This is a genomic window from Streptomyces vilmorinianum, assembly GCF_005517195.1.
Classification (GTDB): Bacteria; Actinomycetota; Actinomycetes; order Streptomycetales; family Streptomycetaceae; genus Streptomyces; species Streptomyces vilmorinianum.
The window spans coordinates 2653149-2672550 of sequence record NZ_CP040244.1; the positions used below are offsets into that span (position 1 = coordinate 2653149).

The window sequence follows — 19402 nt, forward strand, 5'->3', positions numbered from 1 at the left end:
CCTCCGAGGAGCCGCACACCCATGGCCGAGCACGCCGAGTACCCCGCCTACCCCGTCGGACTCCGCCTCTCCGGTCGCCGCGTCGTCGTCTTCGGCGGCGGCCAGGTCGCCCAGCGCCGCCTCCCCGCCCTGATCGCGGCCGGCGCCGACGTCACCCTGATCTCCCCGTCCGCGACCCCGTCCGTCGAGGCGATGGCCGAGGCAGGGGAGATCACCTGGGTCAAGCGCCGTTACGAGGACGGGGACATCGCCGACGCCTGGTACGCGCTCGTCGCCACCAGCGACCCCGTCGCCAACGCGGCCGCCTCCGCAGAGGCCGAGCGGACCAAGACGTGGTGCGTGCGCTCCGACGACGCCGACGCGGCCACCGCCTGGACCCCGGCCACCGGCCGCAGCGAGGGCGTGACCGTCGCCGTGCTCACCGGCCACGACCCCCGCCGTTCCGCCGCCGTGCGGGACGCGATCGTCGAGGGCCTGCGGGACGGTTCGATCGCGGCCCCGCAGCACCGCTCCCGTACCCCCTTCGTCGCCCTGGTCGGCGGCGGTCCCGGCGACCCCGACCTGATCACCGTCCGCGGCCGCCGGCTGCTCGCCGAGGCCGACGTCGTCATCGCCGACCGTCTCGGCCCCCGCGACCTGCTCAACGAGCTGCCCCCGCACGTCGAGGTCATCGACGCGGCGAAGATCCCGTACGGCCGCTTCATGGCCCAGGAGGCCATCAACAACGCGCTGATCGAGCACGCCAAGGCCGGCAAGTCCGTCGTCCGGCTCAAGGGCGGCGACCCGTTCGTCTTCGGCCGCGGCATGGAGGAGGCCCAGGCGCTGGCGGCGGAGGGCATCGCCTGCACGGTCGTCCCCGGCATCTCCAGCTCGATCTCGGTCCCCGGCGCCGCCGGCATCCCGGTCACCCACCGGGGTGTCGCGCACGAGTTCACCGTCGTCAGCGGCCATGTCGCGCCCGACGACCCGCGCTCGCTGGTCGACTGGGCGTCCCTCGCCAAGCTCACCGGCACGCTCGTGATCCTCATGGGCGTGGACAAGATCGGGAAGATCGCCGAGGCGCTCATCGCCCACGGCAAGTCCCCCGAGACGCCGCTCGCCCTGGTCCAGGAGGGCACCACGGCCACCCAGCGCAGGGTGGACGCCACGCTGGCCACGGTCGCGGAGACGGTCAAGGCGCAGGAGGTCCGCCCGCCGGCCGTCATCGTCATCGGCGAGGTCGTCGGCGAGAGCCCCGAGAAGCTCGTGAAGTAAGTAACCAGGGGTAACCGAACCCCGCCGCACACATTGGCACCGCACCCCGGACAAGGCAGTATCACCACGTGGCCGAACTCATCACCATCGACGACCCCGACGACCCGCGCCTGGGCGACTACACCGGGCTGACCGACGTGGAGCTCCGCCGCAGACGCGAGCCCGCCGAGGGCCTGTTCATCGCCGAGGGCGAGAAGGTCATCCGCCGGGCCCGGCAAGCGGGGTACGAGATGCGCTCGATGCTGCTCTCCGCCAAGTGGATCGACGTGATGCGCGATGTCATCGACGAGGTCCCGGCGCCCGTGTACGCGGTGCAGCCGGACCTCGCCGAGCGCGTCACCGGCTACCACGTGCACCGGGGTGCGCTCGCCTCCATGCAGCGCAAGCCGCTGCCGAGCGCCGAGGACCTGCTCCGTACCGCCCGCCGGGTCGCCGTGATGGAGTCGGTCAACGACCACACCAACATCGGCGCCATCTTCCGCAGCGCGGCCGCCCTCGGCATGGACGCGGTGCTGCTCTCCCCGGACTGCGCGGACCCGCTCTACCGCCGCTCGGTCAAGGTCTCCATGGGTGCGGTCTTCTCGGTCCCGTACGCCCGTCTCGACACCTGGCCGCGAGGCCTGGAGGCGGTGCGGGAGGCCGGTTTCAGGCTGCTCGCCCTCACCCCCGACGAGAAGGCCTCCCCGATCGACGTGGCGGCCCCGCACCGCCTGGAGCGGGCGGCGCTGATGCTCGGCGCCGAGGGCGAGGGCCTCTCCACCCAGGCCCTGCGCGCCGCCGACGAGTGGGTCCGCATCCCCATGGCGCACGGCGTCGACTCGCTCAACGTGGGCGCGGCCGCGGCCGTGGCGTTCTACGCGGTGGCGAGCGGCCGCCCGCAGGACTGACTCCCGGGCCTAACCCTGCAGAGCCTGGGCGGCCGCGATACCCAGCGCCACCACCAGCGTCACCACGACGAAGACGAACAACCGCTGACGCAGCAGCCGCGGATTGGCGGGGCGACGGCCGGTCGAGGTGGTGCGGGCGCCGGTCCGGGACGGCACGGGACGCCCGTTCGGCCGCGACTGCGGGGCGGGGCGGCCGCCGGTACGTGACGCGGCCGGCCGCGAGGCCGGACCCTGGGCACGCCCCTGCGTACTGCGTTCGGTGTACCGCTCCGTCGGCCGGCTGCCCGTGGCCTGCTCCGTACGCTCCCGCTGCGCCGGCGGACGGGAGGCCGGCAGCCCCTGCGCCTCGCGCGCGGCGATCTCCTTGAGCCGCATGGACAGTTGCAGGGTGCTGGGACGGTCCTCGGGGTCCTTCGCCAGACAGGCCCGGACGAGCGGGGCCAGCGCGTCCGGTACGCCGTTCAGCTGCGGTTCCTCGTGCACCACCCGGTAAAGCATGACCTCGGAACTGCCGTGCCCGAAGGGCGAGTCCGCCATCGCCGCGTACGCGAGGGTGGCACCGAGCGAGAACACGTCCGTGGCCGGGGTGACGGCCGCGCCGCGCACCTGCTCGGGCGCGAGGAAGCCGGGGGAGCCGACGGCCGTGCCCACGTGGGTGAGGGTGCTGGCTCCGGTGGCCCAGGCGATGCCGAAGTCGATGATCCGGGGCCCCTTGGGGGACAGCAGGATGTTCGACGGCTTGAGGTCCCGGTGCACCACACCGGCCTCGTGGACGGCGACCAGGCCCTCCGAGAGCGCGGCACCGATGGCGGCCACGTCGGCGGCCCGCAGCGGACCCTCCTCGGCGACCCGGTCGTGCAGCGAGGGGCCGGGTACGTACTGGGTGGCGAACCACGGGCGGTCGGCCTCCAGGTCGGCGGCGACCAGCCGGGCCGTACAGCCGCCCCGGATCCGCCGGGCCGCGGAGACCTCGCGCGCGAAGCGCGAGCGGAACTCCTGGTCCTCGGCCAGATCCGGCCGGATCACCTTCAGCGCCACGCGCTGCCCGCGCCGGTCGGATCCCAGGTACACGACCCCCATCCCGCCGGCCCCGAGCCGCCGGTGAAGGCGGAACGACCCGACGATCCGCGGATCCTCGCGCCGGAGCCGCATCATCGCCATGTCCGTCCCCTCGTCCGTTCGACGTGGCACAGCTTACGTATTGGCGCCCCGGTGTGCTCATAGGCCGCGCCCTCGCCGAAGGATCGATTGTCAGTGCTGAGGGGGACACTTGAGGGGTGGTCAGGACGCCGCCGCCGGCGGCCGTCCGGACCGCGGGATTTTCCAATGTCCGGTCGCAGAAGGGGGATTGGATCCATGAAGGGTGATCGCGTGGAGATAGTCGTGGACGCGGGGGACACGACTCGGACGTACGAAGTAGTGGCAAGCCGGGCGGGCCGGAGGGTGGAGACGGCGGTACGGCGAGGGGTGGTGGAAGTGAGCGAAGTCACGCGCACCGGGGTGGTCGTCCGGACGGCCCGTTTCATGGCGAGCCGGGTCCTCGCCCTGGTCGAGCAGCCGGTACCCCTCCGGGAAGACCCTCAGTCCTAGGCCTCCGTCTCCACCCAGGGGAGTACGCCTGGAGGCGACGCGTCATCCTCCGGGAGGCCCGGGAATCGGTACGCGGGCATGACGTCCGGGCGGCTCCCGGTCCCTAGTGTTGAAGGCAAGCGGCGGGTGCAGCACTCGTCCCCCGAGGTCAGACACCCGCCGCTGCCAGACACGACAGGAGAGGAACCATGGCGTACCCGGTACCGCGGATCACCACCCGTCCTTCGGGCCGCCGCCACCCCCTGGTGGCGACCGCCATGGTCCTCCCTCTCGCGACCCTGCTGGTCGTCGTCTTCGGCGGCTGGGACGCAGTGGTCACACAGGCGTCGTCCGTGGGCGTGATGCTGGGGCGCTGAACAGCGCCCCGGACCCGGGAGAGCGGCCCGGGTCGGGGACATCCGGCCAACAGCCCCGTGGGGACGGGGGTGCGGCGGACGGCAGCGTGCGGCCGGTCAGCTGGGGAGCTGACCGGCCCTCGCGCTTTCCACCCCCGCAAGGCCCCGCCCGACCGCACCTGCGGCGCGAAGCTGCCGACTAGGGGGTCGGGGGCGGAGCCCCCGGGAAGGGACCCCAGCGCCCATCTGCCCCCGGCAGGGTTTCGGGGAGGCCCCTCCGTGGCCACGGCCGGCGTCTGCGGCCGTAGCGCGTACGCTCCCCGCGTGGAGCACGCCCAACTCGAACAGCTCAGCGCCCTCGCGCGAGACGCCGCCCACCGCGCCGACGACGCCTGTCCGTGCGCCCCGCGCGCCACGGGCGTGCTCGCCGACCGGGACGACGGCACCGTCGTCCGGCACGGCGCCGTCGTCGTCAAGGCCCACGCCCCCGGCATCGACCCCGGCGCGCACGCGGCCCGGATCGCCGTCGCCGCCCTCGCCGCGCTGGACGACGTCCTCCTGCCGCCCCACCCACACCCCACCCCCACCCTGGACGGCCGCCCCCTCACCGCCTGGCCCTACGGCACCCCCGTCGACCCCGCCGACCCCGACGCCGCCCCCTGGGAGGACGCGGCGCGGCTCCTCGCCCGGCTCCACCGCACCCCGCCGCCCCCTGGCCTCCCGGCCATGCGCGCCCCCGCCAAGGCCGCCCTCGCCGTCGAGCGGATGCGACGCGCCGACGCGGCCCGCCCAGCCGTCGAGACCGTGCTGCGCGCCTGGCGCACCCTCCCGCAGGAGCCGGCGCTCGGACGCCCGCGTCTCCTCTGCCACGGCGACTTCCACCTCGGTCAGCTCGTGCGCGACCCCCGCACCCCCGACGGCCGCTGGCTCCTCATCGACGTCGACGACCTCGGCCTCGGCGACCCCGCCTGGGACCTGGCCCGTCCCGCCGCCTGGTTCGCCGCCGGCATCCTGCCCCCGGACGTCTGGTCCCGCTTCCTGGACGCGTACCGAGCGGCGGGCGGCCCGGCCACCGGCCCCGCAGACCCCTGGGCCCAACTCGACGGCCCCGCCCGCGCCCTGACCGTCCAGACCGCGGCGCTCGCCCTCGCCAAGTCCACGGCCGAGAAGCGCCCCCTCGACGAGGTCGAGGAAGTGATGATCGACACCTGCGCGCGAATCGGTTCGCTCCGAACCGAGTTGGCCCCACCTGCGTCCCCATAAGCTGAGAGCACCATTCGAACGGCAGGGAGTTGAGCCGACCATGCAGTGTCCCAAGTGCCACGCAGCGATGCACACGTACAACCGCAACGGCGTCCAGATCGAGCAGTGCAGCGGCTGCCGCGGGATATTCCTGGACTACGGCGAGCTGGAGGCCCTGACCCGGCTCGAGTCCCAGTGGGTGCAGCAGGCCCCGCCCACGCCCGCCCCGCAGGCCTACCCGGCCCAGCCCGCCCCCGCCGCCCCCGCGTGGGGCGCCCCGCAGCACGGAGGCCACCACGGCGGTCACTACCGCCAGCGTGGCTTCGGCCGGATGCTCTTCTCCTCCTGATCCGGCTCCGGCAGGAACGACGGAACCCCCGGCCGCGAGAGGCGGCCGGGGGTTCCGGGTGGTGCGCGATACTGGGATTGAACCAGTGACCTCTTCCGTGTCAGGGAAGCGCTCTCCCGCTGAGCTAATCGCGCGGGTCGGTCCCAAACCATACAGGACCAGGGGTTACTGCGTGCGCGATACTGGGATTGAACCAGTGACCTCTTCCGTGTCAGGGAAGCGCTCTCCCGCTGAGCTAATCGCGCGGGGATCCTTGCGGACCAGATCCTTACGGACCAGTGGACGATACTGGGATTGAACCAGTGACCTCTTCCGTGTCAGGGAAGCGCTCTCCCGCTGAGCTAATCGTCCTTGGAGGTGGAGACGGGATTTGAACCCGTGTAGACGGCTTTGCAGGCCGTTGCCTCGCCTCTCGGCCACTCCACCAGGAGTGAAACGGGGGTTCGGGAAGATCCCCCACATCGAGCGGACGACGAGATTCGAACTCGCGACCCTCACCTTGGCAAGGTGATGCTCTACCAACTGAGCCACGTCCGCTTGTCGTTTCCGTTCCGCTTGCGCGTCCCGGCGACGTGTTGAACTCTAGCGGATTCCTGGGCCAGCACAAAAACGCGTTTCCGCAGCGTGCTGAGCTGCGCACGGAGCCGGGCGGCGGAGAGCGTTCGCGCGGCGTTCACTCCCCGTGTTCCCCCGCTGGCACGCAGCCGCCCCGGCGGGAGCACGAGGACCCCCAGCCGCGCGCCCCGTCACCGCGCCCCCACCGGCCATAGACTCACATCCGTGCACGACCTTGCTCCTCTGGCCCGCTTCGGCGGCCTCGTCGCGACCGACCTGCGGGATGTCACCAGTGACCCCGAGGCCCTGGACTCCGCCGGCTTCTGGGCCGTCTGCGCGGACTTCGAGGGCCGACTGACCTGCGCCCGCTTCGGCGACGTGCGGCCGGCCGCCGTCCCCCCGCCCGCCCCGGGCGGCTGGCTCGGCCCCGCCGCCGGTGACTGGACGTCGTCCCTCGACCGCGCCGCGTACACCGCCGGCGTCCGCCGCATCCGCGAGCACATCGCCCGCGGCGAGGTCTACCAGGCGAACCTCTGCCGGGTGATGTCCGCGCCGCTGCCCGACCCGGACGCCGCCGACGTCGACGCCCTCACCGCGCTCCTGGCCCGCGGCAACCCCGCCCCGTACGCGGGAACGATTCGCCTCCCCGCGCACGGGGTGGAGATCGCCACCGCGTCTCCCGAGCTCTATCTGCGCCGCGACGGCGACACCGTCGAGTCAGGCCCGATCAAGGGCACCGGACGCACCGCCGAGGACCTGCTCGAGAAGGACCACGCCGAGAACGTGATGATCGTGGACCTCGTACGCAACGACCTCGGCCGGGTCTGCGCGACCGGCTCGGTCACCGTCCCCGAGCTCTGCGCCGTCGAAGCCCACCCCGGCCTGGTCCACCTCGTCTCCACCGTGCGCGGCGAGCTCGCCGAGAAGGCGGGCTGGCCCGAGCTCCTGGCCGCCACCTTCCCGCCCGGCTCCGTCACGGGCGCCCCGAAGTCCAGCGCCCTGCGGATCATCGAGGCCCTGGAGACCGCGCCCCGCGGCCCGTACTGCGGAGGGATCGGCTGGGTCGACGCCGACCGCCGTACCGCCGAGCTCGCCGTCGGCATACGCACCTTCTGGATCGACCGCCCGGAGGGCGTCCTCCGCTTCGGCACCGGCGCCGGCATCACCTGGGGCTCCGACCCCGATCGCGAGTGGGCGGAGACCGAATTGAAGGCCTCCCGCCTGCTGGCGGTAGCGTCGGGCACGTACGAGGCGAGCGGAAAGGCCATTTCTCGATGAAACTCTGGGTCAACGGCGGGCTGCACGACGCGGAGGAAGCCCGGGTGTCCGTACTGGACCACGGGCTGACCGTCGGTGACGGCATCTTCGAAACGGTCAAGGCCGAGCGCGGCGAGACCTTCGCCCTCACCCTCCACCTGGAGCGCCTCACCCGCTCCGCCCGCGGCCTGGGCCTGCCCGACCCGGACCTCGACGAGGTCCGCCGCGCCTGCGCCGCGGTCCTGGAGGCCAACCCGATGGAGCTCGGCCGGCTCCGGATCACGTACACCGGCGGGCTCTCCCCGCTCGGCTCCGAGCGCGGCGACGCCGGCACCAGCCTCGTCGTGGCCCTCGGCGAGACGGGCCGCCGCCCCGACTCCACCGCCGTGATCACGGTCCCCTGGACCCGCAACGAGCGCGGCGCGCTCACGGGCCTGAAGACCACCTCGTACGCGGAGAACGTCGTCGCCCTCGCCCGGGCACGCGAACAGGGCGCCTCCGAGGCGCTGTTCGCCAACACGGTCGGACAGCTCTGCGAGGGCACCGGCTCCAACGTCTTCGTCGTGATCGACGGCCGGATCCACACCCCGCCCGTCTCCTCCGGCTGCCTGGCCGGCATCACCCGCGCCCTCGCGGTCGAGTGGACCGGCGCGGAGGAGACCGACCTGCCGCTGGACGTCCTGGAGAGCGCCGACGAGATCTTCCTGACCTCGACGCTCCGTGACATCCAGGCCGTGCACCGGGTCGACGGCCGCGAGCCGGCCGGGGCGCCGGGGCCGGTGACCGCCAAGGCGATGCGCATCTTCGACGAGCGCGCGGCGGCGGCCAGAGACCCGCGCTTGTAAAACCGGATGACGGACGGCCGCAGCATGGGTACAACACCCGTGATGACCACCACCCTGCGGCCGTCCGGGCCGCTTCAGCAGACCCCCGACGGCAGCCGAACGCGCACCTACGACGTCTGCGTGAACAGCCGCCGCGTCGGTTCCGTACGTCTCGCCACCGCGCCCGGCTTCGGAGCGGGCTCCGGTGTGATCGAGGCCCTGGGCATCGACGAGAAGGACCGCCGCCGCGGACGCGGCACGGTCGCCGCGCTCGCCGCCGAGGAGGTGCTGCGCGGCTGGGGCTGCGGCCAGGTCCAGATCTCCGTACCGGCCGGGGCCGAGGCGGCGCTGCGGATGGCCGACGCCCTCGGCTACACCGAGCGCAGCCGGAACATGGTCAAGGAACTGCCGGGGGAGCCCCCGGAGCTGCCGCCCGGCATCGAGGTCCGTCCCATGACCGAGGCTGAGTTCGCGGAGTGGGAGACGAAGGCCAGGGAAGACTTCGCGCAGAGCTGGATCGCCCGGGGCGTACCGGAGGACCAGGCGCGGGCCAAGGCGGAGGCAAGCCACCGCACACACCTCCCGCAGGGCCTGGCGACCCCCGGGGTCGCCCTCGACGTCGCCGTACGGGACGGGGAGGTGGCGGGCCACCTGTGGACCGGCCGGATCGAACTCGAACCGGGACTCCACGGGGCGTTCGTGTACGACATCGAGGTCGCCGAGGCTCATCGCGGCCAGGGCTACGGCCGTGCGCTGATGCTGCTCGCCGAGCGGGTCGCGCTCGGCGCCGGGGAGAGCCTGCTCGGACTGCATGTCTTCGCGGGCAACACCCCGGCGATCCGGCTCTACGAGTCGCTCGGCTACCGGACGACGTACGTCAACAGCTGGAAGGCCCTGCTCTAGCCGGCGAGCAGGCGGTCGGCGATCTGCTCGACGCGCTCGCGCAGCCCGTCCTGGCTCTGGCCGCCGTCCAGACGCTCGCCGCCGACGATGTAGGTGGGCGTGCCGGTGACCTTGACCGCCTTGCCCTCCGCCTGGTCGGCGTCGACGGTCAGCAGGTGCCGGCCGTCGATCAGGGCGGTGTCGAACTCCTCCGCGTCCAGACCCAGTTCGCCCGCGACCTCCAGGAGCACCGGCTCGCCCCGGTCGCCCAGCTCGGCGGTCCTGGCCAGCAGCGCCTCCACGTACGGCCAGCCCTTGCCCTGCTCGGCGGCCTCCTCCGCGGCCTGGGCGGCGGCGTAGGCGTGCTTGTGCTTCTCCAGCGGGAAGTGCCGCAGCTGTACGTCGATCCGGTCGCCGTACTTCTCGCGGAGCGCGCGCACGTCGTCGAGGGCGCGGAAGCAGTCGGGGCACTGGAGGTCGAACCAGGCCTCCACGACGACGGGGGAGGCGGACGGGGTGGTGGAGTCACTCATGGGAGCAGTCTCCCAGCCCCCGGCGGCACGCCCCAACCGGGACCTGGGGAGGAGATCCGGACGGGGCGACCCGGAGATCTCCCTGAGGTCCGCGCCGGGCCATGGCCGGGAACCGCCCCGCCGGTGCAGGATGGAAGGGACGTATAGCCCGGGATCAGGAGGATCGCATGCTTGCCGAGACCATCTTTTCCGCGGTGTCCGCGGCGGGCCTGGGCATCGCCGCGATCACGGCGTACCGCAAGCGCTTCCTCGCGGCGACCCGGATCGCCGCCTACTCCCTGGTGCCGCTCGGCCTCGTCATGACCGGCGCGGTGGAGTGGGCCTTCGACACGGCCTTCAGCCCGACCGCCTGGGCCGGCTTCGGCGTCCTCGGCGTGGCCTGGCTGCTCTTCATGTCCGCCCGGGCCGTCGAGCGGCGCAGGGGAGGCCGCGAGGAGAAGACACTCACGGGTGATGCGCCGGACGCCGTCGCACCGGGTGCCTCCGCGCCCTCGCTCGGCCGGGGCGAGCGCGGCACGACCCCGAAGCCGCAGGCCACGGCCGCCTCGGACGACTTCAGCGACATCGAGGCGATCTTGAAGAAGCACGGGATCTGACAGTCGGAGCATCCACGGGATGTGATGAACTGCCGTCCGTCAGGGGCCTGTTGCGAGCGGTGTCGGCGTGCGCTGCGCCATGATCGCCCCCGAGATGCTGGATACCTCGCGGGATCACGTCCCCGCCCCCACCGAAGAGCCGCGCGGTTGTCTGTTCGCGCTCTCCCAGCCGCCGCTGATGATCTTCCTCGCGGTGATCGGCTGTCTGCTTCTGATCTCCGCCGTGCACGACCTCTTCCTGCTGTGAGGGGCGGGTCCGTGCCCGAGCCTGCGCCGGCTCAGCCGGCGGCTTCCTTGCGTCGTGCCCGGTACGCGGCCACGTGGAGCCGGTTACCGCAGGTGCGGCTGTCGCAGTAGCGCCGCGAGCGATTGCGGGAGAGGTCCACGAAGGCGCGTCCGCAGTCCGGGGCCTCGCAGCGCCGCAGCCGCTCCTGCTCGCCCGCCACCACGATGAACGCCAGGGCCATGCCGCAGTCCGCGCCGAGGTGGTCGGCGACCGAGGCGCCCGGCGCGAAGTAGTGCACGTGCCAGTCGTAGCCGTCGTGGTCGGTGAGCTGCGGGGTCGTGCCCGCGGCCGCCACCAGCTGGTTGATCAGCGTGGCCGCGATCCGGGCGTCCGGGGCGGCGAAGACGGCCGCGAACCTCGCGCGGACCTCCCGCACGGCCCGCAGGTCGTGCTCGTCGAGCTCGCCCACGTCGCTGATGTCGTGGGCCCGCACGAAGGTGCGCAGCGACGGGAGGTCCCCGAGCTCGTCGTCACGGTCGCCCTGCGGCGCGGTGTTCATCAGATCGACGACGGTATCGAGGGCGATCCGGGTGTCGTGGGGGATCAGCACGCTTCGCTCCCTGGCCGGCCGCGGGCGGGCGCCCGCGGAATTCCGCTGACTCTAGCGGCTTCGCCGCGAGCTGCCGGGAGCGGTCCGGAAGCGGTCCGGAAGCGGGCAGGGACGGGGCCGAAACCGGACCCCGGCTCGCCCTCCTGACCCGCGAAACGGGCATCGGCGCCCTCCTCCGCGCCGGCTGCGCGGTGAGGACGCCGATGTCTGCCGTATGTCGTTGTCCGCGCGGCGCCGTCTCCCCGAGTCGGACGGCGCCGTGCGGCTCTCGGCCTGGCTCAGCTGTCGGCCAGGATGTGGGAGAGCTCCGTGTCGAGATCGAAGTGACGGTGCTCGGTGCCCGGTGGCACCGCGGCGTCGGTCCGCTTCAGGAACGACTCCAGGGCCCTCGCCGGGGCCTCGAGCAGGGCTTCGCCCTCGGGGGAACTCAACGCGATGCAGACGACGCCCTGACCGTGACTGCGGGACGGCCAGACTCTGACGTCGCCCGTGCCGGTGGGCCGGTGCAGCCCCTCGGCGAGAAGGTCGCGGGCGAAGACCCACTCGACCGTCTCTTCGGCTCCGGTGTGGAAGGTGGCGTGCACGGCATAGGGATCGGCCGTGTCATACCGCAGGCCCGCGGGTACAGGCAGTGAGGACTCGCTCGACACAACGAGGCGCAGGTGCAGCTCGCAGCTGACCGTGGTGTTCATAAGCGCCAGGGCCTTTCGCTCAGTGTGCGCTCGGGGATTCGCACGTCGGCGAAATCGACATGCCACCTACGGTGCCGTTGTAAACCCCTCTGTCTGTTTTGTGATCGTTCAGGTAGCTCGTATGGGGGTGTGTAACTTTGGGTAATACCGCCATACCGGTGACGGCTCCCCGTCGGGTAAGTTGGAGACCATGAATGCGGAGAGTGACGAGCGCACCGGGGAGTCCGCGGCCGACGGGGAATCCGAGCTGGGATCCCGGGCCCCCGAGTTCATCAAGGCACGGCGGACCCTGCACCTGAGCTGGCAGGTCGGCGTCTTCATCGTGGGTCTCGCGGTCGTGGGCGGCGGCATCGTGATGCTGCCCCTGCCCGGTCCCGGCTGGCTGGTGATCTTCGGTGGAATGGCGATCTGGGCCACCGAGTTCGTCTGGGCACAGCTCGTGCTCCGCTGGACGAAGCGGAAAGTCACCGAGGCGGCCCAGCGGGCGCTCGATCCGAAGGTCAGGCGCCGCAACATCATCCTGACCACGGTCGGTCTGGTGATCATCGCCGTGCTGCTCGGTTTCTACCTCTGGAAGTACGGCTTCGTCATGCCGTGGAAGATCAACGACTGACCCGACGGCGGTCGGGGGCACCCTCTGACATGCGGTAATGTTTGCGGTGCGCCCGGGCGATTAGCTCAGTGGGAGAGCGCTTCGTTCACACCGAAGAGGTCACTGGTTCGAACCCAGTATCGCCCACCACCCGGACCGAAGGCCCGGAGACGATCCAGTCTCCGGGCCTTCGGCGTCACCGCATGCGGGCCAGTCGCTCCCGCAGCCGGCGCGCGTCCCGCAGCCGCTGCTCGTACGTCGCACCGACCGCGAGGAGCAGCAGGCCTGCCAGCGCCGGCGGCAGCCAGCGGGGCAGCGCTCCGACGACCTGGACCACGTACGGGGCCAGCTCGTGCAGCCCGTCGAGGGCGAGGACCGAGCCGCCGAGCACGAGCAGCGCCTGCAGCCGGAACCGGGCCCCCAGCAAGGTCACCGCGAGCGCGGCGAGACCGAGGAGGAGCGGCCGCAGCCAGTCGGGGTCCGCCCAGGCGGCGAAGAGGCTCGGCACCAGCGTCGCCGCGAGACCGGGGCCGTACGCCACCCAGGACGAGGTCTCCGGGTCCCGGCGCCGGCGCAGCACGCCGACGACCAGGGCGGGCACGGTGACCGGCAGGGTGTACGCCTCCGGGGTCTCGACGTCCCACACCGCGAGCCGCACCCAGGTCGCCGTCAGGAACAGTGCGGCGGCCGTCCAGGAGGCGAACGGGCGCCGCTCCGGCCGCAGGGCCGTGGCAGCCGCGATCACCCCGCCCAGCGCGAGGACGAGCGCCAGAACCGCCGGACGGGAGACCGCGCCGCCGATGGCGAGCAGCCCCACGGCGGCGCCGGTGATCTCCACGGGAAGCGCGACCGGATGGCGCCTCAGCCGCGCACCGGCCACGGCGGTGGCCGCCGGGACCACGAGCAGGGCGAGAGCCGTGCCGTGACCGGGGAACGACGCCGCAGCCGCCCCGGCGTACACGAGCCCGGTCGCCACGACGACGGCCCCGCACGCCGCCACGACCTGCCGCGCGCCCTCCGCGAGGAACGCGACCGCGACGAAGAGCCCGAGCAGCACCCCCAGCGCGGCGAACGTCGCCCCCCGCGTGTCCAGCGCCACGGCGACCGCGCTCGCCGCAGAGGCGAGCCCACAGCCCAGCGCGCTCCAGCCGAGCGCTTCCCGCGGCGACACGGGCGCGGCGACCGCCTTCGGCGCGCGAGCGGGGCTCCACCCGGCCCACTGCGCCCTGACCTCGGGGGCAGCTGCGGCCTCCCGAGCCGGTCCCGCCTCGGCCGCACTCGCCCGGAGGCCGGACGCGGCACCTTGGCCCGCCTGCCCGGCGGTCTCGGTGGTGCCGGAAGCATCCGGCACCGGCCCGCCGGCCTCGCCGCCGGGGCGAGCCGCCTCGGCGGCGGGCAGCGCGTCGCCCGTGCCGACGGGGCCTGGGGCGGGCTGCGATCCGGCTTCGTCGGCGGTGCGGCCCTCACCGGCCGCGGGTCGAGCCGAGTCGGGAAGCGGTCCACCGACCGCATCCGGCGTGGGCTTCGCCGCGCCCGGCGCCGGGCCACCCGCGTCGGAGGCCTCGGCACCCCGTCGTTCCGAACCCGGCAGCTTGCCGCCGGCTGCCCGTGGCGCGGCGGGTTCAGGGCCGGCCGTGGCCGCGGCCGGAGCCGGGATTCCCCGGGTCAGCGTCTCCGGGCGTACCGCGACGGACAGTGCCGCCGCCGTCGTCAGGAGCTGCAGCGTCAGCGTCGCCGCGAAAGGGAGCTCCAGGGAGAGCGGGAGCGCCGTCAGCAGGGCCCACGCCAGGAGGAGCGCGACGCAGCGGGCCCAGAGGCGGGGAACGGCCGCGAGGGTGGTCGCCGCGAGGAGCAGGACGAGCGGGGCCGTCGACGGGTACGAGGTGAGCGCGCGGGTCGCGTGGTCGCCCGACCAGACCGGGGTCGTCCGGGCCGCCGGGGACAGCAGCGCCGTCGCCACCGGCGGCAGCGCCCACGCCACGCACAGCGCCAGCACACCGGCGCCCGCGCCCGACAGGCCCAGCTTCACCGCGCGCGGCGCCGCCGAGCGCAGGACCCCCGCCAGGGCCACCGCGCACAGCGCGTACGCAAGCACCTCCCAGTCACCCGGCACCACCGGGCGCAGCACGCCGCCCGCCGCCGCGACCACCGCGAGGCCCGCCGCCACGGACGTGGCCACGGCCGCCGAGGCCACCCGCCACGCCACGTACAGCGCCACCGCGGCGCAGGCCAGCAGCAGCGCACCCGCCGGGATCGGCGAGGTCAGCGAGAGGAAGCCGCCCGACAGCAGCGCCCAGCCGCCGAGCACACCGGCCAGGGAGCCGGCGATGCCCCGTACCGCCGCAGGGGTCGACCGGAGCGCCACCGCCAGGTCGAGGACGGCGGTCACCAGCAGCGCCCAGGCCAGCGCGAGCGTGCCGCCGTCGGCCGCGAGCACCCCCAGCGGCAGAGGCAGTTGGGCCGTCACCAGCGCCACCGGAAGGGGAATGCGCAGCTGTCCGAGCGCCGAGCCGTACGCCGTCCACGCGCCCGCGAGGACCGCCGAGGCCACCGCGGCGAACGCGAGACCGTCCGTGTCCGCGAGCGCCACCCGGTGCAGCGCGTACGCGTCGAGCACCATCAGCACCAGGGCCAGGGCCGCCACGGACTCCGCCGTGGAGACCAGGCCGCGGCGCAGCAGCACCACCGGGGCGGCGAGCGCCGCCGACGTCACCAGCGCCAGCACGGCCGCACGGCCGCCGATGCCCATCGAGCCCCAGCTCACCAGCGTGAACGCGAGCGCCGCGATCGTCAGCAGCACTCCGCCCAGCGTCAGCAGCACGTTCTGCGCGCTCCGCGGCGTCGAGTCCGTCACGGGGCGGGGGCCCGTCGCCGCACGCGACGGTGCCAGCGGCTGGTGCAGCACCTGCAGCAACCAGGCCCGGCGGGCCAGCAACTGAGATCTGCGAGCGTCTAGTTGAGTCAACTCGCGGTCGACGAGCACCAGCTCGTCCGCGGGTGACAGGGCGTTCTCCATACCCGGAGTGTGGCGCCGGACACAGTCCGGGTCATGCGCGGACGTACTCATATCCCGTCCTGAGTACGTACACACTGGGGACATGGACTGGTGCCGCTACCGCTTCCGCAGCGTCTGGCCGTTGGCCGCCCCGCCCGACGCGGTCTTCGCCGTGCTCGAGCGCGCCGAGGACTACCCCCAGTGGTGGCCCCAGGTCCGCGAGGTCGTCCCCGTCGACGAGCTCACCGGCACGGCTCGCTTCCGCTCGCTCCTCCCGTACGACCTCGTCGTCACCGCCGAGGCCCGGCGCCGCGACCCCGTGGCCCGCGTCCTGGAGGTCGCGCTCCGCGGCGACCTGGAGGGCTGGGCGCGCTGGACCCTCGTCGCGGCCGACGGCCCCGGCACCCGCGCGCTCTACGAACAGGAGGTGGAGGTGACCAGCCCCCTCATGCGCCGGCTCGCCGTCCCGGGCCGGCCCGTCTTCCGCGCCAACCACGCCCTCATGATGCGCGCCGGGCGACGCGGCCTCGCCGCCAGGCTGCGGCTGGTTTGAAGGAAACCCGCCCGGGCCTGTATGGTTCAACCCGTTCCCGGGCGATTAGCTCAGCGGGAGAGCACTTCGTTCACACCGAAGGGGTCACTGGTTCGATCCCAGTATCGCCCACCGGGAGAGGCCGGTCCGTCGAAAGACGAACCGGCCTTTGTCATGCGGTCATGCGGCCATGGGGTCATGCGGGTCACGCAGCCGTCCGCAGCTCCGGACGGAGCGGCCACGCCGGATCCACCGTCTCCGGCGTCCCGTTGCGCGTGAACCACGCCTGCAGCCCCCGCGCCTGCGCCGCGTGCCACACCGCTTGCAAGGTGTGCAGCTCCGCCGGCGACAGGCGCTCGAGCCGGGACGCGAAACGCCGCGCCACCGCCCGTACGACATCCAGCGCCGCCGTCGCGTCCGCGGCGGCGTCGTGGGCGCCGTCCAGCTCCACGTCGTAGTGGGCGCACAGATCCGTCAGCGTCCTGCGGCCCTTGCGATAGCGGTCCAGATGCTTGTCGAGCACCCGCGGATCCAGCACGCACAGCGGCGCGTTCTCCAGATAGCGGCCCAGCGAGGAGGCGCGGTGGCGGCGCAGCTCGCGGTCCAGGATCGTCAGATCGAACGGCGCGTTCATCACCACCAACGGCCGCCCCGCCGCACACTGCTCGGCGAGCGCCCGCCCCAACTCCTCCATCACGGGCGCGGGCCAGCGCCCGTTCCGCTGCAGATGATCGTCCGTCAGGCCATGGACCTCCGTGGCCGCAGCGGGCACCGGAATCCCGGGATTGACCAGCCAGCGCGTCACCCGCGCACGCCCGCCCGCCATGTCCTGGACGACGAGCGCGGCCGAGACGATCCGGTCCTGCTCGACGTCAACTCCCGTGGTTTCCGTGTCGAATGCGGCCAGGGGCCCCTCATACCAGTGCGTCATCCCCGAACTCCTCGCACATGTGCGGCAGATGGCGATCCCCCTGCCGAATCGGTGATACCCGTGCTGTTTGCGCCGTACGCGGGCCGGTGACAACACAGATGACGGGGAAGGGAATTGACATGGCGCTCGCCCAGCCCGAATCGGGAGGGCTGCCGCCTCAGCGGGCAGCACCGCAGCGCGGCTCACTCGCCACCACCGCCTGCATGGAGACCCTTCAGGTGGGGTACCTGCACGCGGTCGCGGCGGCGGCGGGCTGCTCGCTGTCGCAGCCGTTTCCGGACAACGGCATCGACTGGCACGTGAGCCACAGCGCTCCCGGCCACACCGTCGACGACGAAGTGACCATCAAGGTGCAGCTCAAGTGCACCTACCAGCTACCGCCGCGGCCGCCCGGGCCCGCGTACTCCTTCACCCTCGACAACGATCATCTGGTGAAGCTGGCGCGGACCCCGGTCTCGGTGCACAAGATCCTGGTCGTGATGATCGTGCCGCGGGACCGGGAGGACTGGCTGCGGGCCGGTCACGACCGGCTCGATCTGCGGCACTGCTGCTACTGGATCAATCTGGCCGGTCACCCGGTGACCGGCCGGCGCCGGACGACCGTGCGTATACCGACGGCGCGGATCTTCGACGACCGGGCACTGTGCGAGATCATGACCCGGGTCGGCGTGGGAGGGAGACCTTGATGCACCGGCCGATCGGCGAACCGGAAGGCGGGGCCGGATACGGCCCCGTCCTGCCACCGTTCCGCCCCCATCCCGTCCCAGGCGACATCCCCGACGGGTCTCCCGACCCCGGACGGGTAGACCCGCTCGTCCTCGGCGCGCTCCTGGCCCGCCACGGCTGGCGTCGGCGCGGCGGGGCCGCGGGGCGCTACAGCCGCTGGACTCCTCCGGGGGCAGGCGGCTCCACCGGCGCCACGAGCCTCCTCGTGCCCGAGAGCCGCGCGTTCCCGGACTGCGAGGACCTCCTCGGCGAGGCGCTCACCGCGCTCGCCCACAGTGCGGCGCCCTCCGCGCGGGAGGTGCTGGTCGGGCTGACCGTGCCCAGCGACGAGATCCGCTGGTGGCGTGACGTGCCGCCGGGGCCCGCGGGCACCGTGCCCTGGACCGTCCAGGAACAGCTCAGGTCCGCCGCCCGGCAGCTGCTGCTCGCCGGGGCGCTCGCGGTGCGCGGCCGCGCCGGGTACTACGGCGCGCGGCACCGGCGGCAGGCCCAGGCGTCCTTGGAGGGCGTGGTCGTGGGGGCGGCCCAGGGCGGCCGGGGACTGACCGCCTTCGTCCCCGTCGAAGCGGGGCGGGCGATCGCGGTACGGCTCTACCACGCGCTGTACGCGGCACGGGAGGCCGCGGACTACCAGCGGGCCACGGGCGGGATGGAGGCCTTCGACGCGGCGGTCGAGGCGGGGGTGAGCCGCGAGCTCACCGAGGCCCTCGTGGCGCTGGTGCGGGGCACGGAGGGGGCGAGGATCGCGCTGGAGTGGGCCCCCGCCGCCGGGACCCCGGCGGGCTGCGCCGCGCGGCCCGAGCCCGTCGAGTTCTCGGCGGGTGACCTGCCGGCCCTGCGCGAGGCCGGCGCGCGCTATCTGACCGACGAGCCGTCCGTACCGGTCCGGATCACGGGCGCGGTCGTCCGCATGCGCCGCTCGGGCCCGCGGGGCGAGGGAACCGTACGCCTGCGGGTCCTGGCCGGCGCGGAGGTGCCGCACGTCCGGGTGACCCTGGACGAGGAGTCGTACCGCACGGCGGGCCACGCCCACCTCGTGGGCCTGCCGATCCGGGTCGTGGGCCGCCTGGAGAGCAGGGGCGGCTTCCGTCGGCTGACGGACGCGTCCGGGGTCGTACCGGTCCAGGTCGACGAGGCGGAACGGGACCGCCTGATGAAGTCGCTCCACGAGAACCTCGACTTCTTCGAGGAGGCGTGCGGCCCGGGCGAGTGACGGGGGGAGGTTCCCCCCGTCGCCCCCACCGGGCGGCCGGGTCCGCGGCCCGGTAGACCGGCGACTTCGTGCCACCACCCGCGCCGGCGGGACGGGCGCAGCGGGTTCCCCCGTAGCCCCAGGGCGGTCGTGTCCGCGGGCCGGGGACCCCCGCCTGCGGCGAGCCTTCCCGGCCTAGCAGACCGCCGACGCCGTGCCACCACCCGCGCCCGGCGGGACCCACGGCGGTCGGGTCATCCACCCGGCCCTCCTGACGAAGAGGAGCCGCCGCCCACGCACCCGGCCGGGGGAGCCCGCCTGCGGCGGGCCTTCGCGGCCAGGCGAGCCGGGCGACGCGAGCCGCCGCCCCGTGCCCGGGCGCGGGGCTTACCCCCGTCGCCCCCGGCCGCTGGGTTCGTGCGGCGGGGTGTCCGCCTGCGGCGCCCGGCACGTCTGGTGAGGTGGAGCCGCCGCTCGGGCCCGGCCCGGGTGAGTGCGGGGCGCGGGGCTCCCCTCTCGCCACCACCGGCGACTGGCTCCGCGCGGCGGTGGCTTCCGCCTGCTGCGAGCCTGCTGCCGGCCCGGCCTGGGGCGTCCGGTGA

General features: G+C 73.6%; 21 protein-coding genes and 7 tRNA genes. 17 read left to right on the forward strand and 11 right to left on the reverse strand.

The genetic code is table 11. The annotated features are described in order from the left end of the window. Positions 1-21: 21 nt before the first annotated feature. Both cobA and FDM97_RS12420 read left to right on the forward strand, forming a co-directional pair. Positions 22-1254 (forward strand): uroporphyrinogen-III C-methyltransferase, encoded by a 1233-nt coding sequence (cobA, locus tag FDM97_RS12415; protein WP_137990473.1) that lies wholly within the window; start codon positions 22-24, stop codon positions 1252-1254. A gap of 68 nt (positions 1255-1322) precedes the next feature. After that, positions 1323-2141 (forward strand): TrmH family RNA methyltransferase, encoded by an 819-nt coding sequence (locus FDM97_RS12420; protein ID WP_137990474.1) that lies wholly within the window; start codon positions 1323-1325, stop codon positions 2139-2141. A 9-nt stretch (positions 2142-2150) separates the two neighbouring features. Here FDM97_RS12420 and FDM97_RS12425 read toward each other — a convergent pair whose 3' ends face one another. Further along, complete coding sequence (locus FDM97_RS12425; protein WP_137990475.1) at positions 2151-3302, reverse strand: serine/threonine-protein kinase; 1152 nt, start codon at positions 3300-3302, stop codon at positions 2151-2153. A 195-nt stretch (positions 3303-3497) separates the two neighbouring features. Between FDM97_RS12425 and FDM97_RS12430 the strand changes: the two genes are divergently transcribed. The 4 genes from FDM97_RS12430 (at position 3498) to FDM97_RS12440 (ending at position 5657) form a co-directional block, all read left to right on the forward strand. Continuing rightward, entirely contained in the window at positions 3498-3731 is a 234-nt protein-coding gene (locus tag FDM97_RS12430; protein ID WP_137990476.1) for a hypothetical protein, read from the forward strand. 188 nt (positions 3732-3919) lie between these two features. Then, positions 3920-4087 (forward strand): hypothetical protein, encoded by a 168-nt coding sequence (locus tag FDM97_RS35760; RefSeq protein WP_175439103.1) that lies wholly within the window; start codon positions 3920-3922, stop codon positions 4085-4087. Positions 4088-4390: 303 nt separating this feature from the next. Then, positions 4391-5329: a phosphotransferase family protein gene (locus tag FDM97_RS12435; protein ID WP_254705569.1), complete on the forward strand. Its 939-nt coding sequence runs from the start codon at positions 4391-4393 to the stop codon at positions 5327-5329. A gap of 40 nt (positions 5330-5369) precedes the next feature. Next, positions 5370-5657, forward strand: a complete 288-nt coding sequence (locus FDM97_RS12440; RefSeq protein ID WP_137990477.1) for a TFIIB-type zinc ribbon-containing protein — start codon at positions 5370-5372, stop codon at positions 5655-5657. Positions 5658-5716: 59 nt separating this feature from the next. Here FDM97_RS12440 and FDM97_RS12445 read toward each other — a convergent pair. The 5 genes from FDM97_RS12445 to FDM97_RS12465 all read right to left on the reverse strand — a co-directional run bounded on the left by FDM97_RS12445 (position 5717) and on the right by FDM97_RS12465 (position 6194). Beyond that, positions 5717-5791 (reverse strand) — tRNA-Val (locus tag FDM97_RS12445). Between the two features lie 39 nt (positions 5792-5830). Beyond that, positions 5831-5902: transfer RNA gene (locus tag FDM97_RS12450), tRNA-Val, on the reverse strand. A gap of 34 nt (positions 5903-5936) precedes the next feature. Then, positions 5937-6008 (reverse strand) — tRNA-Val (locus FDM97_RS12455). A gap of 1 nt (position 6009) precedes the next feature. Further along, a tRNA-Cys gene (locus FDM97_RS12460) sits at positions 6010-6083 on the reverse strand. Between the two features lie 38 nt (positions 6084-6121). Then, positions 6122-6194: transfer RNA gene (locus FDM97_RS12465), tRNA-Gly, on the reverse strand. Positions 6195-6437: 243 nt separating this feature from the next. Between FDM97_RS12465 and FDM97_RS12470 the strand changes: the two genes are divergently transcribed. The 3 genes from FDM97_RS12470 to FDM97_RS12480 are packed head-to-tail and all read left to right on the forward strand — an operon-like array spanning position 6438 to position 9196. Continuing rightward, positions 6438-7490 (forward strand): chorismate-binding protein, encoded by a 1053-nt coding sequence (locus FDM97_RS12470; RefSeq protein WP_137990478.1) that lies wholly within the window; start codon positions 6438-6440, stop codon positions 7488-7490. Further along, a complete protein-coding gene (locus FDM97_RS12475) occupies positions 7487-8314 on the forward strand; it encodes an aminotransferase class IV (RefSeq protein WP_137990479.1) in 828 nt (275 codons plus the stop codon). The genes FDM97_RS12470 and FDM97_RS12475 overlap by 4 nt, the downstream gene beginning before the upstream one ends. Before the next feature lie 42 nt (positions 8315-8356). Beyond that, positions 8357-9196 carry a GNAT family N-acetyltransferase gene (locus FDM97_RS12480; protein ID WP_137990480.1) on the forward strand — a complete coding sequence of 280 codons (840 nt, stop codon included), beginning with the start codon at positions 8357-8359 and terminating at the stop codon, positions 9194-9196. Here the strand turns inward: FDM97_RS12480 and FDM97_RS12485 are convergent. Beyond that, complete coding sequence (locus FDM97_RS12485) at positions 9193-9708, reverse strand: DsbA family protein (protein WP_137990481.1); 516 nt, start codon at positions 9706-9708, stop codon at positions 9193-9195. The two genes, FDM97_RS12480 and FDM97_RS12485, sit on opposite strands and share 4 nt — an antisense overlap. Before the next feature lie 167 nt (positions 9709-9875). Between FDM97_RS12485 and FDM97_RS12490 the strand changes: the two genes are divergently transcribed. Beyond that, entirely contained in the window at positions 9876-10304 is a 429-nt protein-coding gene (locus tag FDM97_RS12490; protein ID WP_137990482.1) for a hypothetical protein, read from the forward strand. A 94-nt stretch (positions 10305-10398) separates the two neighbouring features. Next, positions 10399-10551: a hypothetical protein gene (locus tag FDM97_RS35765; protein WP_175439104.1), complete on the forward strand. Its 153-nt coding sequence runs from the start codon at positions 10399-10401 to the stop codon at positions 10549-10551. 31 nt (positions 10552-10582) lie between these two features. Here the strand turns inward: FDM97_RS35765 and FDM97_RS12495 are convergent, their stop codons facing one another. Beyond that, positions 10583-11140 (reverse strand): CGNR zinc finger domain-containing protein, encoded by a 558-nt coding sequence (locus FDM97_RS12495; protein ID WP_137990483.1) that lies wholly within the window; start codon positions 11138-11140, stop codon positions 10583-10585. A 278-nt stretch (positions 11141-11418) separates the two neighbouring features. Further along, complete coding sequence (locus FDM97_RS12500; protein ID WP_015032345.1) at positions 11419-11832, reverse strand: SsgA family sporulation/cell division regulator; 414 nt, start codon at positions 11830-11832, stop codon at positions 11419-11421. A 190-nt stretch (positions 11833-12022) separates the two neighbouring features. On the opposite strand from FDM97_RS12500, the gene FDM97_RS12505 reads away from it, so the two are divergent. Beyond that, complete coding sequence (locus FDM97_RS12505; RefSeq protein ID WP_137990484.1) at positions 12023-12445, forward strand: TIGR02611 family protein; 423 nt, start codon at positions 12023-12025, stop codon at positions 12443-12445. 54 nt (positions 12446-12499) lie between these two features. Beyond that, a tRNA-Val gene (locus FDM97_RS12510) sits at positions 12500-12574 on the forward strand. 46 nt (positions 12575-12620) lie between these two features. Here the strand turns inward: FDM97_RS12510 and FDM97_RS12515 are convergent. Then, entirely contained in the window at positions 12621-15440 is a 2820-nt protein-coding gene (locus FDM97_RS12515; protein WP_137990485.1) for an SCO7613 C-terminal domain-containing membrane protein, read from the reverse strand. 82 nt (positions 15441-15522) lie between these two features. On the opposite strand from FDM97_RS12515, the gene FDM97_RS12520 reads away from it, so the two are divergent. After that, positions 15523-15972 (forward strand): SRPBCC family protein, encoded by a 450-nt coding sequence (locus FDM97_RS12520; protein ID WP_137990486.1) that lies wholly within the window; start codon positions 15523-15525, stop codon positions 15970-15972. A gap of 39 nt (positions 15973-16011) precedes the next feature. Further along, positions 16012-16083 (forward strand) — tRNA-Val (locus FDM97_RS12525). Between the two features lie 73 nt (positions 16084-16156). On the opposite strand, the gene FDM97_RS12530 is transcribed toward FDM97_RS12525, so the two are convergent. Beyond that, the gene (locus FDM97_RS12530; protein WP_137990487.1) at positions 16157-16882 is read right to left on the reverse strand and encodes a 3'-5' exonuclease; all 726 of its coding nucleotides are present in this window, start codon (positions 16880-16882) and stop codon (positions 16157-16159) included. Positions 16883-17001: 119 nt separating this feature from the next. Here FDM97_RS12530 and FDM97_RS12535 point away from each other — a divergent pair, with 119 nt between their 5' ends. Then, positions 17002-17568 (forward strand): DUF4365 domain-containing protein, encoded by a 567-nt coding sequence (locus FDM97_RS12535; protein ID WP_137990488.1) that lies wholly within the window; start codon positions 17002-17004, stop codon positions 17566-17568. Further along, positions 17568-18821 carry a hypothetical protein gene (locus FDM97_RS12540; protein ID WP_137990489.1) on the forward strand — a complete coding sequence of 418 codons (1254 nt, stop codon included), beginning with the start codon at positions 17568-17570 and terminating at the stop codon, positions 18819-18821. Before FDM97_RS12535 ends, FDM97_RS12540 begins: the two co-directional genes overlap by 1 nt. Positions 18822-19402: the final 581 nt, after the last annotated feature.

Bases quoted from the DNA above. Each gene is read 5' to 3' on its own strand.
- cobA (WP_137990473.1), top strand. From the start codon at position 22: ATGGCCGAGCACGCCGAGTACCCCGCCTACCCCGTCGGACTCCGCCTC.
- FDM97_RS12425 (WP_137990475.1), bottom strand. From the start codon at position 3,302: ATGGCGATGATGCGGCTCCGGCGCGAGGATCCGCGGATCGTCGGGTCG.
- FDM97_RS12430 (WP_137990476.1), top strand. From the start codon at position 3,498: ATGAAGGGTGATCGCGTGGAGATAGTCGTGGACGCGGGGGACACGACT.
- FDM97_RS35760 (WP_175439103.1), top strand. From the start codon at position 3,920: ATGGCGTACCCGGTACCGCGGATCACCACCCGTCCTTCGGGCCGCCGC.
- FDM97_RS12440 (WP_137990477.1), top strand. From the start codon at position 5,370: ATGCAGTGTCCCAAGTGCCACGCAGCGATGCACACGTACAACCGCAAC.
- FDM97_RS12475 (WP_137990479.1), top strand. From the start codon at position 7,487: ATGAAACTCTGGGTCAACGGCGGGCTGCACGACGCGGAGGAAGCCCGG.
- FDM97_RS12480 (WP_137990480.1), top strand. From the start codon at position 8,357: ATGACCACCACCCTGCGGCCGTCCGGGCCGCTTCAGCAGACCCCCGAC.
- FDM97_RS12485 (WP_137990481.1), bottom strand. From the start codon at position 9,708: ATGAGTGACTCCACCACCCCGTCCGCCTCCCCCGTCGTCGTGGAGGCC.
- FDM97_RS12490 (WP_137990482.1), top strand. From the start codon at position 9,876: ATGCTTGCCGAGACCATCTTTTCCGCGGTGTCCGCGGCGGGCCTGGGC.
- FDM97_RS35765 (WP_175439104.1), top strand. From the start codon at position 10,399: ATGCTGGATACCTCGCGGGATCACGTCCCCGCCCCCACCGAAGAGCCG.
- FDM97_RS12500 (WP_015032345.1), bottom strand. From the start codon at position 11,832: ATGAACACCACGGTCAGCTGCGAGCTGCACCTGCGCCTCGTTGTGTCG.
- FDM97_RS12505 (WP_137990484.1), top strand. From the start codon at position 12,023: ATGAATGCGGAGAGTGACGAGCGCACCGGGGAGTCCGCGGCCGACGGG.
- FDM97_RS12515 (WP_137990485.1), bottom strand. From the start codon at position 15,440: ATGGAGAACGCCCTGTCACCCGCGGACGAGCTGGTGCTCGTCGACCGC.
- FDM97_RS12520 (WP_137990486.1), top strand. From the start codon at position 15,523: ATGGACTGGTGCCGCTACCGCTTCCGCAGCGTCTGGCCGTTGGCCGCC.
- FDM97_RS12530 (WP_137990487.1), bottom strand. From the start codon at position 16,882: ATGACGCACTGGTATGAGGGGCCCCTGGCCGCATTCGACACGGAAACC.
- FDM97_RS12535 (WP_137990488.1), top strand. From the start codon at position 17,002: ATGGCGCTCGCCCAGCCCGAATCGGGAGGGCTGCCGCCTCAGCGGGCA.
- FDM97_RS12540 (WP_137990489.1), top strand. From the start codon at position 17,568: ATGCACCGGCCGATCGGCGAACCGGAAGGCGGGGCCGGATACGGCCCC.